Origin of the sequence: Zongyangia acetica (genome assembly GCF_038739695.1) — a bacterium.
GTDB classification, from domain to species: Bacteria; Bacillota; Clostridia; order Oscillospirales; family Ruminococcaceae; genus Zongyangia; species Zongyangia gallinarum.
In genome coordinates this window covers 139,413-155,356 of sequence record NZ_JBBEWN010000004.1, presented here as the reverse complement: position 1 = coordinate 155,356, position 15,944 = coordinate 139,413, and the positions used below count along the sequence as shown (strand labels likewise).

Sequence of the window (15,944 nt, the reverse complement as noted above, 5' to 3'; positions counted from 1 at the left end):
TTCTACCCCTCCTGCTGCTCCACTTCCCACTGGATAAACTCCTTCAGGCCCGAATACCGCAGTGTTTTCTTATTGTTTTCTACCATAAATTTGACTGCGCTTCTGGGGCCCACAATAATCAGCAGCTTTTTTGCCCGCGTCACCGCCGTATAAAAAAGATTGCGGAAGTAAAGCCGCCGGGTCGGGTGCATCAAAGGAAGGATCACTGCTTCAAACTCGCTGCCCTGGCTTTTATGAACGGTAACAGCGTAAGCCAATTCCAGCTCGTTTGCCCCATCAAAAGAATAGGAACAGCTTCGATCCTCAAAGCGCAGCTGCATCATACGGCTGCCCCGGTCAATTTTGACCACCTGGCCAATGTCTCCATTATAGACGCCGCTTCCATTCTCTCCATTATCCCGGGTCCAGACCATATCATAATTATTGCGGATCTGCATCACCTTGTCTCCCTCCCGGTAGGTGATGCCGTTAAAAACGAATTCCGCCTTATCAGGGGAGGGGGGATTGAGGGTCTCCTGGAGACGACGGTTGAGTTCCATGGTACCCAGTTCCCCCTTGCGGGAGGGTACCAGCACCTGGATATCCCATAGAGGGGAAAATCCATAGGTACCTGGCAGCCGCCGTGCGCACAGATCCGCCACCATCTGGGCCGTCTTTGTATAACTGTGGCTTTCCATAAAGAAAAAGTCGTTGTCCCGCTGAGAAAGCTCCGGCTCTTCTCCCCCCACAATGGCATGTGCGTTGGTGACAATCAGGCTCTGAGCGGCCTGGCGGAAAATTTCGTCCAGCCGCACATAGGGGACGCAGTCGCTGTCAATGAGGGATTTGAGGACGTTTCCTGCTCCCACAGACGGAAGCTGGTCACTGTCCCCCACCAGAATCAGCTTTGCCGAAAGTTTCATAGCGCGGAGGAGGGCTTCAAAGAGCAGGGTATCCACCATGGACATTTCATCCACAATAATCACATCTGCTTTCAGCGGATTTTTCTCTCCCCGCTTAAATTTCACCATGCTCCGGGATCCAGGGTCGGTAAAGTCCACCTCCAACAGGCGGTGGATGGTTTTTGCTTCCCGGCCGGTCAATTCCGTCAGACGTTTAGCGGCCCGTCCGGTGGGTGCGCAGAGGGCCACTGTGTCCCCCTGTTCCTCAAATAGATCAATGATGGCGTTAAGGGTGGTGGTTTTTCCGGTACCCGGCCCGCCTGTCAGGATAAAAACGCCACTGACCATGGCCTGGGTAATGGCCTTTTTCTGCTGGACAGCATAGGAAATCCCCTTGCGCTGCTCCAGTTTGTGAATATCCCCCTCTCGCTTGCGTTCCGGCGCTGTCAGCAACCGCATATTCATGACCAGCCGGCCGGCAATGTATCGCTCCGCGCCATAGAGCTCCGGCAGATAAAGAAACACCCGGTCTCCCAGCATTTCCTCCACCAGCTCGTTTTCCTCCAAAGACAGGACCATAGCGCTTTCCACCTCATCGCTGCCAACATCCAACAGCTGGGCAGCAGCCGCGATGAGCTTGTCCTTAGGCAGACAGGTATGTCCATTTTGCAGATTGTGGGAAAGGACATAGACAATCCCTGCCCGGATGCGCAGGGTATCGTCGGAATCAAAGTCCAAGGTCCGGGCGATTTCATCGGCCTCAGAAAAGTCCAGGCCAATGTCATAAGCGCATAGGGCATAGGGGTTTGCCTTGATGACATCCACACCGACGGCTCCCCATTTCCGCCAGATTTTCACCGCCACCATGGGAGCGATGCCAAACCGGCTGAGGAACATCATGACACTGCGCACTCCAAATACCCGTTTGAGTTCCTGTCCGATGGATTCTATCTTTTTGGGAGTCAAGCCCTTGATCTCGGTCAGCCGCTCCGGATGCTCCGACATAATATCCAGCGTCTCATCCCCGAAGGCGTCCACCATCCGTTTGGCAATGACAGGGCCGATCCCCTTGACCGCCCCGGAGCTTAAATATTTATAGATGGCATTGGCGGTGGCGGGAAGGCTCCTTTCACAGAGAGACGCCTTAAACTGTAGGCCATAGGTGGGGTGGGAGACATATTCTCCTACCAGACGCAGCTGTTCCCCTTCGCTTACCTCCACCATCTGACCGACTACTGTAACAAGCTCTTCCCCGGTATTGAGTTCCAGCACAGTGAAGCCGGTCTCATCACTTGCAAATATGATATCTTCCACCGAGCCTTCCAGCGTTGTCAGTTCCCTCTCCTGCATTTTCTGCCTCCGTTGCCATTTTCTCCGCCAATGGAAACGGCCCTGGAAGCGCGGCCTCCAGGACCTTGTAATTTCTATGTTTATTATATCTCATTCCCCTGCTCTTTGCAAATCAAACCCGACTCCATCAAAGCTTTGAGCTGCCCGCTGTTACAAACATGGATTTGCTGGTATTGTTCTCCCATGCGCCGGCAGATTTCCATGGCGTAGCCATCCATTCCCACATCCACCAGATATACCGGCTCTCCGGCCGCGAAATCGCTTTCGTTCATCCTCTGGACCAAACTGCGGATTTTGTATTCCAGGGCAGGGTCTTCTCCACCCACCGGTACACAGATCAGAAACTGGCCCTGGTTTTTTCCCCGCATCACCCAGCGCTTGATCATCTCTATGACCTCAATTATCCCTATCAGGGTTAAAAACCCGATAGCGATCAGCCAGACCGTACTCATTTTCATCACCTCACCCCATGGTATGTCTGGGACAAAAAGATGGTGAAAAGCATCAAAAAGGAAGGGGAAATATCAGTTTCCCCTTCCTTTTTTGAAAAGTCTGTTATGCAAAATAAGCCTTTAAAGCGTCTACTTTATCCGTCTCCTCGAATTTGACATGCAGATCCTCTCTGCCCATATGCCCATATGCGGCAAGCTTCTTATAAATCGGCTTTCTCAGATCCAGGTCACGGATGATGGCTGCCGGCCGCAGGTCAAAGACCTTTTCGACGGCTTTCGCCAGCTCCTCATCAGGATAGGATCCCGTGCCATAGGTATCCACCATGACCGAGACGGGTTTTGCCACACCGATGGCATAAGCAAGCTCAATTTCACACTTTTTGGCTAGTCCCGCTGCCACGATATTCTTGGCTACATAGCGTGCGGCATAAGCGCCGCTTCTGTCCACCTTGGTCGGATCTTTTCCGGAAAAAGCGCCGCCGCCGTGCCGGGCATATCCGCCATAGGTATCTACAATAATCTTGCGGCCGGTAAGGCCCGAGTCACCCTGAGGACCTCCCACTACAAAGCGGCCGGTAGGATTGACCAAAATCTTTGTATTTTCATCCAAGAGACGTACCGGCACCACCGGACGTATTACCTGTTCGATCATATCCTGCCGGATGGTTTCCAGAGAAATATTGGGGCTGTGCTGGGTAGAAATGACAATGGTATCCACCCGTTTGGGAATGCCATCTTCATATTCTACTGTCACCTGGGTCTTGCCATCCGGCCGTAGATAAGAAACTCTGTTTTCCTTCCGGATCCTGGTCAACTGATATGCCAGCTTATGGGCCAGAGAAATAGGCAGAGGCATCAGCTCCGGAGTTTCATCGCAGGCAAAGCCAAACATCATGCCTTGGTCTCCCGCGCCGGTTTCATCAGCATCAGAAGCACTGCCGGACTTTGCTTCCAGGGCTTTGTCCACCCCCAGAGCAATATCAGAAGACTGTTCGTCAATGCAGGTCAACACCGCGCAGGTGTCGGCGTCAAAGCCATATTTTGCCCGGTCATATCCGATTTCCCCGATCACCTGCCGTACAATTTTAGGGATATCCACATAGCAGGAGGTGGAAATCTCCCCCATAACCATGACCATGCCGGTGGTCACAGCTGTCTCGCAGGCCACTCGGCCGTCTGGATCCTGGGCGAGGATGGAATCGAGGACCGCATCAGAAATTTGGTCACAGATTTTATCAGGGTGCCCTTCGGTGACAGATTCAGATGTAAAGAGGTATTTTGCCATGTTTACCTTCCTTTCTGGATGCAGCCTTATCTTTCATTTGCGCCTGTACTAAACAGGCACTCCTTTTGGGTCTTGACAGTAAGAAGCGCCCGGTCAAATGACCGGGCGCGCTGTGGACATGTTTTCCTCATCTCCGGTCAAAGCCGCAGGAATTGGCACCTTACGCATTTCATTGCAGGTTGCCGGGCATCATCGGGCCTGTTCCCTCCGCCACTCTTGATAAGGCTATGTTGTTTTTTTTATATTGGCTCTATTTTAGCCCTTTTTCACCTGGGTGTCAATAGATGCGACCTTTTTCGTAGAGATTTCTGGCCTATCCTCCTTAATAAAACGGCTGACCGCTTTGTAGAGGAGCAGGGTAGCCACCGCGTTGATTGCCGCTTTCATCAGGTTAAAGGGGATGATGATAGGAAGGAGCATTCCCGCTACCGTCTCTACCGGGGTTCCCATGAAAATGGGTGTGAAGATTAGGTTCATCAAAGCCATCATCACCGTCATGGTAATAACCCCAAGTCCCAAGGCCAAAATAGCAGATTTTCTCGTCTTTTTTCTTTGATAAATCAGTCCCGCCACCAGGGCAAAGCTGCCTGTGGCCAAAATATGCATGACAATACCGATGATACCGCTGCTAGCGCTGAGGGTGAAGCCTTGGATAATAGAAACGACCACCGTAATAATGATGCCCGCCGTCGGACCATAAGCAAAGGTGCCGATCAGGATAGGGATATCTGCTGGATCATATTCCAGGAAGGGCGCAGGCGGGAAGGGAATGTGGATAAGGACCAGCAGGACAGAAACTGCCGCCAGCATGGCCATGACAGCCATCTTTTTGGTACTGACTTTCATAAAAACTACCTCCAAAAATGAATTTGAGAGGTCTGTTTGGGGGAAATCTTGACAAGAGCAATAAAAAAACGCCTAGGATGCATGGTATTCCATGCGCCATAGGCGAACTATCAGCTCACTGCCGTCGTTTCTTTCATCCGGACTATACCGTCGGTTTTGGAATTGCACCAAATCGGCTCCTATCTGGAGTTCGCGGACTTCCAGCACCAAGCTGGTCACCGCCGGTGAGGGATTTCACCTCGCCCTGAAACAGACTGTTAAATTTGTCTTTATTATAGAACCAGTTGTTCTTTCTGTCAAGAGTTTCACAAGGAAAATGAAAACAGAGCCCTGCTTTTCTCCATACAGACAAAAAGGGGAGCGCCTCAGCGCCCCCGCTCTTTCGTCTCTTATTTTTCAATAATTTCTTTCGTGTCCCGAGCAATCAGCAGCTCCTCGTTGGTGGGGATGATCCAGACCTCGGTTTTGCCGGTAGAAATCAGTTTCTCCTCGCCGCGGGTCTTCGCGTTGAGCTCTTTGTCCAGCTCGATACCCAGAAACTCCAGGCCCTCGCAGACTTCCTCTCTCAGCTCGCCGGAATTTTCTCCGATGCCGCCGGTGAAGATAACCGCATCCAGGCCGCCCATCGCCGCCGCGTAAGCACCGATGAACTTCTTAATCTGATAGCGGACAATGTCACAGGCCAGTTTTGCCCGATGGTTGCCCTCATGGGAAGCATTGACAAGGTCTCTGGCGTCGGAAGAAAGTCCAGAAATACCCAGGAAGCCGGATTTCTTATTGAGCAAATCGCTCATTTCCGAAGGACTGATGTTCTCTTTTTCTGCAATGAAGGTCAGTACAGAAGGATCTACACCGCCGGAGCGGGTGCCCATGATGATGCCATCCAGAGGGGTAAAGCCCATGGAGGTATCCATACATTTTCCATCCTTGATGGCGGTGATGGAAGAGCCATTGCCCAGATGACAGGTGACAATTTTGGTGCCTTCTACCTTGCCTTTGATCTGGCCATAGCGCATGCTCACATAACGATGGCTGGTGCCATGGAAACCATAACGGCGGATGTGATATTTCTCATAGTACTCATAGGGAATGCCGAAGATATATGCCTTTTCCGGCATGGTCTGATGGAAAGAGGTATCAAATACGGCCACCATGGGAGTATCTTTGCCGAATACATCCTGACATGCCTTCATAGCAACAGCTTGAGGCGGATTGTGAAGAGGACCCAGGTCTTTAAAGGCCGCAATATCTTCAATTACCTTATCGGTAATCTTGGTGGATACCTTGTAGACCTCGCTGCCGTGGAGAACACGATGGCCAATGGCGGAAATTTCCTTCATGTCGTTGATGACCTTGCCCTCACCGGTGGTCAACATTTCAATGACTGCCAGGAATGCCTCTTTATGGGAGGGAAATGCCCGCTCAATCTTGATTTTCTTGCCGTCAGCGGTGGTATGGGTAATCAGTCCATCCACACCGATTCTCTCACAGTTGCCCTTTGCCAGCACATGCTCGCCGTCCATATCAATCAGCTGATATTTCAGCGATGAGCTGCCCGCATTGATAACCAGAATCTTCATAACGTAATCCTAACCTCCATATTTTGCGCCGGCAAATTCCGGCTTTCTTCCAAGACTCACTCCGGGCTCACCGGAACGCCCTTGCCAAATGAAGAAACGGCGGTAAAATCACCGCCATTCTTGACACAGGCTCATATATTTATATATTATTACATTAAGTTCAAAAATACAAGAATAAATATGCAGTTTCCCCCGTTTTTTTCGGGATTTATCCGTTTCTTTTACATTTTTCATCCCTACAGGGACATAAGGAGGCCTCTCAGATGAAAGTTGCCGCTGTCATTGCGGAATTTCACCCCTTCCACAATGGCCATGCCTACCTCTGCCATACCTTGCGGGAGTCGGGATACACCCATGTTGTCGCCATCATGAGCGGCAACTTTGTCCAGCGGGGAGAGTGTGCTGTATTAGAAAAGATGGTCCGTACACGGGCAGCCCTGCTCTGTGGCGTGGACCTTGTTTTGGAGCTGCCCCTCCCTTACGCCCTTGCCACCGCTGAAATTTTCGCCTGCGGTGGAGTAGCTTCCCTCTCTGCTTTAGGCTGTGTGGATACCCTGGCCTTTGGCAGTGAGTGTGGAAATGCAGCTTCTCTCTCAGCCTGCGCCCAACTCCTCCTATCTCCTGAATTTGGAAAAGCTCTGTCCAAACACCTGGCCCAGGGGCTGTCCTTTGCCTCTGCCAGGCAGAAAGCGGTAGCGGATTTAGCTGGATTGGAAACCGCCTCTCTTCTCTCTCAGCCCAATAACATCCTGGGGATAGAATACTGCAAGCAGTTGCTCTCTCAAAACAGTAAAATGCGTCCTGTTTCCCCGCTGCGAGCCGGGGCCGAACATGACAGCAAGCATCCTTCCGGCTCTTTTGCCAGCGCCTCCTATCTGCGCGGCTTCCTTTCCCAAGGGGAAGTTAGCGCTCTGGTAGGCTTTGTTCCAGAAAAAGCCTTCTCTCTCTACCAGCAGGCGCTAAAAAACGGTCTCATGCCCATCTCCCAAGAGGCCGCAGAGCTTCTCACCCTAGGCCAGCTGCGCCGGATGTCGACAGAGGAGCTGGCCCGGCTTCCCGACATTTCGGAAGGGTTAGAATATCGGATTGAGCAGGCCGTCCGCGCCGCGACTACTCTGGACGGTCTTTACAGCCTCGTAAAAACCAAACGCTATTCCCATGCCCGTATCCGGCGGATCGCATTTTCTGCATTGGCGGGGCTGACAAGGGAAGATGGCAAAATCCCGCCACCTTATCTCCGGGTGTTGGGGATGAATGGGAAGGGTAAGGAAATTCTGGCTGCTGCCCGGAAAACCTGTGCCCTGCCTCTCTCCACCTCCCTGGCCAAACTAAGAGAAAGCTCCCCCCAGGCGGCCCGATTCGCCAGACTGGAAGCCACAGCGGATGATTTGTACAATCTCTGTTTGCCGCTCCGGCGGCAGTGTGGCACAGACTATACCGAAAACGCAGCGATTCTGTAGGGGGTATTGGATTTATCTGCATTATCAAAAAAATCTAGCACTTCAAAGATTACTGTAAAGATTCGACTCTCTTCGTTTTGTCCACCAGGCACAGGCCTGGAGCCACTTCGCGCTCCGGGCCTTTTGCTTTGCCCTAGATTTTCGCCCGCGTCCAAAACAGGTCTAAACTGGCCGCCCCTGCCATGTTATCATACAGATCATCCAAAAGCGGCGGGGAAAATTCCCCCCGCCGCATTTCAAATATCTGCGTCCATGCTTTCGAAACCTTTTCCTCGAACCTCCGTAGTCTCACTCACAATGACAAAAGCTGCCTCATCCACCGAACGTACCAATCGTTTCATCTCGGTGAGCTGGTGGCTTTTGACACAGGTAAGCAGGACCCCTCGGGGTGTTCCTGAGTACATTCCCTTTCCCGTCAGGTTGGTAACACCTCGGGGGCTGTTGGCAAGCAGGCAGCGGGACACCTCCTCCGGATGCTCTGTGATGATGTAGCACAGTTTTGCCCGGTTAAGTCCGGTGAGGACCATATCGCTCACCTTGGTGCTGATAAAAATTAAGATCAACGCGTAAAGGACATTTTCCGGATTTTTCATCACAATAGCACCGGTAAGGACGATCATACCGTCTAAAATGGCAATCCAGGCCGGAATGCCGATCTGGGGCAATCCATGGTGGATAACTCGGCCCAGCAGTTCCGTTCCGCCGCTGGACATGGAAAATCGGACGAAAAGCCCGATGGCAATTCCCTGGGCCAGACCGCCGTACATGGCCGCCAGCAAAGGATTATAGGTGATCGAGGGTAAAAAGGCCAGCAGATCGGTGAAAACACCCAGCATGGTATTGGTGATAAAACAGCGGATGATAAAGGGGAGGCCCTGGGTTTTTAGTCCCAACAACAAAATGGGAATATTAAGGAGAATAGAGACAATACCCACATTCCACTGAAAAAGAATATTGCCCAGGGTGGCAATTCCTGTAACGCCTCCCCCCACAATGTGGTTGGGTACCAAAAATAGATCTAGGCATAGGGCGTAGAAAAAACATCCTACCAGCATAGCCAGGTAGCGCAGAATCTCTTGTTTCCATTTTTCTTTGATTTTCATAGTCATTCACCTACAGCAGAAAATAGTCTTTCAAATCTCCACAAATACCCTTATGTGTCCTCCAATAACAGACAATCTTATCTTTAATTAGAATACGCCTAACGCCGTTATTTTACAACAAAAAAGTGAAAAAACACAAAAAAGCCGGTGGATAAATCCACCGGCTTTTTTGTGTTTGTCATTTATTTTGTGCCGAAAATGCGGTCACCCGCATCTCCCAGGCCTGGAACAATGTATTTGTTTTCGTTGAGATGGTCATCCAGGGCCCCGCAGTAAATCTGTACGTCAGGATGTGCCTCAGTAAGGGCGGCAAGTCCTTCTGGTGCCGCAATAATGCACATAAATTTGATATTCTTGGCGCCGCGGCGCTTAATCATCTGAATCGCATCCACAGCAGAACCTCCGGTGGCAAGCATGGGATCAATAACAATGACCTCCCGTTCCCCGATATCCGCCGGCAGCTTGCAATAGTATTCCACCGGTTTATGGGTCTCCGGATCACGATAAAGGCCGATGTGGCCTACCTTGGCCGCCGGCACCAGCTCCAATGCGCCGTCTACCATGCCGATACCTGCCCGCAGGATAGGGACAAAGGCAAGCTTTCTCCCCGCCAGCACCTTGGTCTTGGCAATGGCAATGGGGGTCTCTATCTCTACTTCTTTTGTAGGCAGATCCCGTGTTGCCTCGTAGCACATCAACATGGTGATCTCGGCAATCATCTCCCGGAACTCCTTGGATCCGGTGTTTTTATCCCTGAGCAGTGAAATTTTGTGCTGAATTAATGGATGGTCCATGATGAGTGGTTTTACGCTCATTTTTATCCTCCTCTACCCTATTCCTGGCATGATTTATTTTGTCCCGCCGCCTGTTTCTTCTTCAACTCCCGCTCCGCCTGGGGCAGGCGCAGATAGGTGACAGAAAGCTCCTGGGGCGTAACCTTACGCCCTTCCTGGGCAAGCTCCAAGGCACGCATCCCTACGCCGGCAGCCCGCTGGAACCTCATCTGGGGGCTGGCAAGGCAGACACCAGGAAGATCCTTGCATTCATTATAGCACAGCTGGGCCCCGTCTCCAACCAAAATCACCTTTTTTTTCACCGCTGCCAGCCTGCCTTTCAGCTCTTCCAAAGAGATGGCCTCATCCGGCGTCAAACGTTTGATCTGCTGGTTTTCCACAGCAAAAAGAGCCGTGTACACCTGCTTGCACCGGGCGTCCATCACTCCGCAGACAACGCCGTCCCACAGCGGAACATGGTAGGCCATAGCCTCTAAGGTAGACACCGGGATGCAGGGTTTTTCCCTTGCTCTTGCCAAGCCCTTGACGGCAGCCACACCGATGCGAAGCCCTGTAAAGGAACCAGGTCCTACTGCAGCGGCGAAAGCGTCAATATCATCCAGGGAGATGGCGGTACACCGGAGCAAAGACTCCACCATAGGCATCAAGGTTTGGGAGTGGGTCAACCGAGTGTTGGTAAAAAACTCCCCCAGGACCTTTTCCTCTTCCACAATGGCGGCGCTGGCGCTGCCGGCCGATGATTCAATGGCTAGTATCTTCAAAAGCGGTCGTCTCCTTCGATGGTAATTTCCCGGTCGTTCTCCCCTATTGTCCGGATGGATACAGTGATGGTGCCTTCCGGTAAGGCGCCATAGATATTTTCACTCCACTCGATGGCCAGAATCCCTTCCCCATCTAAATAGTCAAAGAATCCTGTGGAGTACAGGTCATCATATGTCTCCACCCGGTACATGTCAAAGTGGTAGAGGGTGTGTTCCCCTCGGTACTCGTTGACAAGGGCAAATGTAGGGCTGGATACCTCTTCCCTGATGCCTAAACCTTGTGCAAGGCCCCGGGTAAACGCGGTCTTACCCGCGCCCAGTCCCCCCTCATAAGCAACGACGTCCCCGGGACGGAGCTTTTTGGCGAATTGCTCGGCAATCCGCTCCGTCTCTTCAGAACTGTGGGAAATCAACTGTTTCATAGCAAAATGCCTTTCTCTTAGAAAAGTCCAGAAATGTTCCCCTCTGGGGAAATATCAATTTTACAGGCCGCCGGTGCTTTGGGAAGGCCTGGCATGGTCATAATATCCCCAGTCAGCACTACGATAAATCCCGCTCCTGCGGACACCCTTGCTTCCCTGACGGTGATAGAAAATCCCGTAGGACGGCCTAGTTTTGCCGGGTCATCGGACAGGGAGTACTGGGTCTTGGCTACGCAGATCGGAAGGCCGGCAAAACCCAAGCTCTCAATTTCTTTGATGTTTTTTTCCGCCTGGGCCGTATAATTCACGCCATCTGCGCCGTAGATATTCTTAGCAATGGACTCAATTTTTTCCTTAATGGGCAGATTCGTATCGTAAAGGAAGTGGAAATGATTCTCCTTCTCGCAGGCGGCTACCACCTTTTCCGCCAGGGCAATGCCGCCTTCACCGCCTTTGGCAAAGACTTCGGAAAGGGCAAATTCCACCCCATTTTTCTCGCAGAAATCAGAGAGTATGGCAATCTCTTCGTCAGAATCGGTGAGGAACCGATTGATGGCAACCACAACCGGCACTCCATAGCTCTTCATGTTGGCCACATGGGCTTCCAGATTGACCATACCCTTACGAAGAGCTTCTGGATTCGGGATGGAGGTCTCTGCCTTGGGAACGCCAGCGTTATATTTTAGCGCCCGCATGGTGGCGACAATGACAATACAGGCAGGTGTCAGACCGCCGTAACGGCACTTGATATCCAAAAACTTCTCCGCGCCTAGGTCGGAGCCGAAGCCCGCCTCGGTAATGCAGTAATCCGCCAGCTTCAGGGCCAGTTTGGTCGCTCTGATAGAGTTGCAGCCATGAGCAATGTTGGCAAAGGGGCCGCCATGCATGAGAGCCGGTGTATTCTCCAGCGTCTGTACCAGGTTGGGTTTCAGCGCATCCTTTAACAGCGCCGCCATGGAACCGGCAACCTGCAGCTGTCTGGCGTATACCGGAGTACCATCATAACTATAGGCCACGAGGATGTTGCCCAGCCTCTCCTTGAGATCGGCAAGGTCGGTGGCAAGGCATAAAATGGCCATGATCTCGCTGGCCACCGTGATCTGGAAATGATCTTCACGGGGAACGCCGTTGACCTTTCCCCCCAGTCCCACAATGCAATTGCGCAACGCCCGGTCATTCATATCCATACAGCGTTTAAATAAAATCCGGCGGGGATCAATGCCCAGCTCGTTGCCCTGCTGCATATGATTGTCAATGATGGCGCACAGGAGATTGTTGGCCGCCGTAATAGCGTGCATATCCCCGGTAAAATGGAGGTTGATGTCCTCCATGGGCACCACCTGAGCATAACCGCCACCGGCAGCTCCTCCCTTGATGCCGAACACCGGACCCAGGGAGGGTTCCCGCAGGGCAATCACCGCTTTTTTTCCGATTTTCTCCATGGCCTGTCCCAATCCTACCGTGGTGGTCGTTTTCCCCTCTCCCGCAGGGGTTGGGTTGATGGCGGTCACCAAAACCAGCTTTCCATCAGGCCGTTTTGAAAAACGTGAAAGGGCATCGTCGGAAATTTTAGCTTTATACCTTCCGTAAGGCTCCAATTCTTCCTCATGAAGACCCAGCTTTTCCGCGATTTTGTCAATGGTCTGCATCTTGCACGCCTGTGCAATCTCGATATCAGATAGCATACTCCCCACCTCTTTCTGCTTGCTTTTTAACTTTCTTGCCCGGCATCACTTTCTTTTTTCTTCCCACAGAATATAGCCGGACAATTTCCACAGTGTAATTTGGTTATCATTATACCATAAGAACCCTTTTCCGAAAAGATTCATTCCCATGATTGTTTCTCAGATTTATTGCACTTGGCTTTGATGGGCGCTATAATAAGACTTACTTTAACGATTCCAGTGTTTATTTATAAAATATGTGGAGAAGATTGTAAATTCATATCTTATCCATAAATTTTTCCTCTAGATCGGTTACAATGTTTCTAGGCAGGTGAAGCCAATGAAAAAAATCCTCGCCGCAATCGGTGATTATATAAAAAGCACGGACAAGCTCCTGCTTCTTTTTTGTATGATGGCCTCCTGTATGGGGCTTTTATTGCTAGCTTCTTACAATAATGCGTTTTATGGTACATTACGGGGGATGCTAGTCCAAACCCTGGCCACAGGGGCTGGCCTTATTGCCGCCGTCATTATATCAAAAATCGACTATCACTTTATGGCCAAAATGTGGAAGGTTCACGTTCCTATTGCTTTGGCCCTGGTTTTTCTTGTCTTCTTCATCGGTACCGGACGGGAAGGCGCCGATGACATTGCCTGGATCCAGCTGCCGTTCGGCATGAGCTTCCAACCCTCAGAGCTGCTAAAGCTTTCTTTTATTTTGACCTTTTCCTATCATCTTTCCCTTGTACGGCCTCAGATCAATAGCCTGCGCAATGTTATCCTTTTGTGTATCCATGGGGCAATTCCCGCTTTTCTCATCCATTTGCAGGGTGACGACGGAACCGCTCTCATCTTTATATTTATCTTTATTTCTATGATGTTTGCCGCCGGCCTTTCCTGGAAATATATTGCGGCAGCCTTTGGCGCTGTTTTGGTCGCTGCCCCTGTTGCTTGGTTTTTTGTCTTAAACAATGATCAGAAGCTGCGCATTCTCTATCTGTTTAATCCAGATAATCCCGATTATATTAAAAATATTGGTTGGCAGCAGTATGTAGGGCGCATTTCCATCGGCTCAGGCCAGCTCACCGGCAAGGGGCTTTTTGCAGATGAGTACCGCCAGATTCCCGAAATGCACAACGACTTTATCTTCGCTTTTTTGGGTGAAGCCCTGGGCTTTCTTGGATGTATCGCGGCTATCCTCATCCTCACCGGTGTCTGTGTCCGGCTATTGCGTATTTCCCGCTATTCCAAGGACGATTTAGGCTCCTTTATTTGTGTGGGGGTCTTCGCCATGATCGCTTTCCAATGTATCCTGAATATCGGCATGTGCCTTAACATCCTTCCGGTCATCGGCGTCACTTTGCCCTTTTTCAGTAATGGCGGCACCTCGGTGCTCATCACCTATATGGCCATTGGTATGGCCCTCAGTGTAAGGGTTCATAATAAGCCCATGCTCTTTGATTGACACTATCTGCTCCCCCATGATGGGGGAGTTTCTCATTTGCTGGAAAGGAGAAAGTTATGAAGATCGACAGCCAGCCCTTTTCCCGGCGTCTTTTAACAGCGCTGCTCATCATCATAGCGGCAGCCATTCTCCTGTTGATCCTGCCCTCCTTCTACCGGTGCCCTTTCTATGCTGTCACTGGCATTCCTTGTCCTGGATGCGGTGTTACCCGCGGAGCATATCATCTTCTCCATCTGGATTTTGCCCGCGCTTGGAAGGCCAATCCTTGTGTTTATTTAGTGGCCATTTATGCTACCGGATTCTTTTTTTGCCTTTTGTGGGGGCGCACCTATCTCTTTCGTAAAAAGCAGATCTGGGTTTTCTTCGCTACGGTTTTTATCCTCATTTATGCGCTGCGGATGGCCCTTTATTTCCCCGATATTCCGCCCATGTCCTTTGATTCCTCTGCACTAATCCCTCGTATTTTTGCCGTCTTTTCCGGCTGATTCTCCTGGAATCTGTTGAAATCGCGGAAAAAGCATACTATAATGAAACAAGACCGAGCTTCGAAGAATGAGAGGAGAGAAAACATGTACAACAATATGATGGATACCATCGGGTTTGTCTCTGCTTCCGATCCGGAAGTAGGAAAAGCGATGTCTAACGAGCTGATGCGTCAGCGCCGCAACCTGGAGCTGATCGCTTCAGAAAATATTGTTTCCCCGGCTGTCATGGCCGCTATGGGCAGCGTGCTCACCAACAAATACGCAGAGGGTTATCCTGGCAAACGGTATTATGGCGGCTGCGTCTATGTAGACGATGTGGAGCGCATTGCCATTGATCGGGCCTGCAAACTTTTTGGCGCAAAATTTGCCAATGTGCAGCCCCATTCTGGCGCCCAGGCCAATGAGGCTGTCTATTTCGCCCTGTTAAACCCCGGTGACACTGTACTAGGCATGAGCCTAGCTGATGGTGGCCATCTGACCCATGGTTCTCCTGTTAATATCTCCGGTAAATATTATAAATTTGTTTCCTATGGCGTTTCTCCGGAAACCCAGATGATCGATTACGAAGAAGTCCGCCGCCTGGCTTTGGAACATCGGCCCAAATTGATCGTGGCAGGTGCCAGCGCTTATCCTCGCTTTATTGACTTTGAGCGCTTCAGCCAGATCGCTAAGGAATGCGGCGCTTATTTGATGGTGGATATGGCCCATATCGCTGGCCTGGTGGCCGCCGGACTCCATCAGTCTCCTGTGCCCTATGCTGACGTGACCACCACGACCACCCATAAAACCCTGCGCGGCCCCCGCGGCGGCCTCATCCTCACCAATGATGAAGAGCTTGCCAAGAAGATCAATAAGGCCATCTTTCCCGGACTCCAGGGCGGTCCCCTCATGCACATCATCGCCTCTAAAGCTGTGTGCTTCGGCGAAGCCTTAAAGCCAGAATTCAAAGCCTATCAGCAACAGGTCGTGCGCAATGCCCGTGCTCTGGCAGATGGACTGATTGAGCATGGCTTCCATCTGGTTTCTGGTTCTACCGACAACCATTTGATGCTGGTGGACCTGCAAAACATGAATATCACCGGCAAAGAGTTAGAGCATCGTCTGGACGAAGTGTATATCACCGTCAACAAGAATGCGGTGCCCAACGATCCCCAGAGTCCCTTTGTTACCAGCGGCGTCCGTATCGGCACTCCTGCCGTTACCAGCCGCGGCCTCAAGGAGGAGGACATGAAGGTCATCGCCGACATGATCTATCTGGCTGCTACCGACTTTGAGAACCAGGCTGATAACATCCGCAAGACGGTGGAAGGCCTGTGCGCTAAATATCCTCTTTATGAATAAATAGCCCATTCATGCAAAATGGGCTGTGATGAGTATCCCTTGATTGAGATGATCT

14 protein-coding genes and 2 riboswitches are annotated in these 15,944 nt (G+C 51.1%); of the genes, 4 read left to right on the top strand and 10 right to left on the bottom strand.

Annotated elements, in window-relative coordinates; genetic code table 11:
• Positions 1-2: 2 nt before the first annotated feature.
• From recD2 to WGC32_RS05215, 5 genes are all read right to left on the bottom strand, one after another.
• Positions 3-2,231 carry an SF1B family DNA helicase RecD2 gene (gene recD2 / locus WGC32_RS05235; protein ID WP_342680930.1) on the bottom strand — a complete coding sequence of 743 codons (2,229 nt, stop codon included), beginning with the start codon at positions 2,229-2,231 and terminating at the stop codon, positions 3-5.
• A gap of 83 nt (positions 2,232-2,314) precedes the next feature.
• On the bottom strand, positions 2,315-2,689 hold the full coding sequence (locus WGC32_RS05230) for a hypothetical protein (RefSeq protein ID WP_342680929.1): 375 nt from the start codon (positions 2,687-2,689) through the stop codon (positions 2,315-2,317).
• Between the two features lie 97 nt (positions 2,690-2,786).
• Positions 2,787-3,968: a methionine adenosyltransferase gene (gene metK, locus WGC32_RS05225; RefSeq protein ID WP_342680928.1), complete on the bottom strand. Its 1,182-nt coding sequence runs from the start codon at positions 3,966-3,968 to the stop codon at positions 2,787-2,789.
• Positions 3,969-4,092: 124 nt separating this feature from the next.
• Positions 4,093-4,194: riboswitch (SAM riboswitch) on the bottom strand.
• A 29-nt stretch (positions 4,195-4,223) separates the two neighbouring features.
• Entirely contained in the window at positions 4,224-4,814 is a 591-nt protein-coding gene (locus WGC32_RS05220; RefSeq protein ID WP_342680927.1) for an ECF transporter S component, read from the bottom strand.
• 121 nt (positions 4,815-4,935) lie between these two features.
• Positions 4,936-5,070, bottom strand: a riboswitch (FMN riboswitch).
• Positions 5,071-5,203: 133 nt separating this feature from the next.
• Positions 5,204-6,394 (bottom strand): acetate/propionate family kinase, encoded by a 1,191-nt coding sequence (locus WGC32_RS05215; protein WP_191482339.1) that lies wholly within the window; start codon positions 6,392-6,394, stop codon positions 5,204-5,206.
• A 263-nt stretch (positions 6,395-6,657) separates the two neighbouring features.
• Here WGC32_RS05215 and WGC32_RS05210 point away from each other — a divergent pair, with 263 nt between their 5' ends.
• On the top strand, positions 6,658-7,854 hold the full coding sequence (locus WGC32_RS05210; RefSeq protein WP_342680926.1) for a tRNA(Met) cytidine acetate ligase: 1,197 nt from the start codon (positions 6,658-6,660) through the stop codon (positions 7,852-7,854).
• Positions 7,855-8,090: 236 nt separating this feature from the next.
• On the opposite strand, the gene WGC32_RS05205 is transcribed toward WGC32_RS05210, so the two are convergent.
• From WGC32_RS05205 to WGC32_RS05185, 5 genes are all read right to left on the bottom strand, one after another.
• Complete coding sequence (locus WGC32_RS05205) at positions 8,091-8,957, bottom strand: YitT family protein (RefSeq protein ID WP_342680925.1); 867 nt, start codon at positions 8,955-8,957, stop codon at positions 8,091-8,093.
• Between the two features lie 182 nt (positions 8,958-9,139).
• Entirely contained in the window at positions 9,140-9,772 is a 633-nt protein-coding gene (upp, locus tag WGC32_RS05200; protein ID WP_191482342.1) for a uracil phosphoribosyltransferase, read from the bottom strand.
• A 17-nt stretch (positions 9,773-9,789) separates the two neighbouring features.
• Positions 9,790-10,512 carry a tRNA (adenosine(37)-N6)-threonylcarbamoyltransferase complex dimerization subunit type 1 TsaB gene (tsaB, locus tag WGC32_RS05195; protein WP_342680924.1) on the bottom strand — a complete coding sequence of 241 codons (723 nt, stop codon included), beginning with the start codon at positions 10,510-10,512 and terminating at the stop codon, positions 9,790-9,792.
• Complete coding sequence (gene tsaE, locus WGC32_RS05190; RefSeq protein ID WP_191482344.1) at positions 10,509-10,934, bottom strand: tRNA (adenosine(37)-N6)-threonylcarbamoyltransferase complex ATPase subunit type 1 TsaE; 426 nt, start codon at positions 10,932-10,934, stop codon at positions 10,509-10,511. Before tsaE ends, tsaB begins: the two co-directional genes overlap by 4 nt.
• Before the next feature lie 17 nt (positions 10,935-10,951).
• Positions 10,952-12,619, bottom strand: coding sequence for a formate--tetrahydrofolate ligase (locus tag WGC32_RS05185; RefSeq protein WP_342680923.1), 1,668 nt, complete (start codon positions 12,617-12,619; stop codon positions 10,952-10,954).
• Between the two features lie 319 nt (positions 12,620-12,938).
• Between WGC32_RS05185 and WGC32_RS05180 the strand changes: the two genes are divergently transcribed.
• The 3 genes from WGC32_RS05180 (at position 12,939) to glyA (ending at position 15,889) form a co-directional block, all read left to right on the top strand.
• A complete protein-coding gene (locus tag WGC32_RS05180; protein WP_342680922.1) occupies positions 12,939-14,063 on the top strand; it encodes an FtsW/RodA/SpoVE family cell cycle protein in 1,125 nt (374 codons plus the stop codon).
• Positions 14,064-14,119: 56 nt separating this feature from the next.
• Positions 14,120-14,548 (top strand): DUF2752 domain-containing protein, encoded by a 429-nt coding sequence (locus WGC32_RS05175; RefSeq protein WP_342680921.1) that lies wholly within the window; start codon positions 14,120-14,122, stop codon positions 14,546-14,548.
• Between the two features lie 84 nt (positions 14,549-14,632).
• On the top strand, positions 14,633-15,889 hold the full coding sequence (gene glyA, locus WGC32_RS05170) for a serine hydroxymethyltransferase (protein WP_191482348.1): 1,257 nt from the start codon (positions 14,633-14,635) through the stop codon (positions 15,887-15,889).
• Positions 15,890-15,944: the final 55 nt, after the last annotated feature.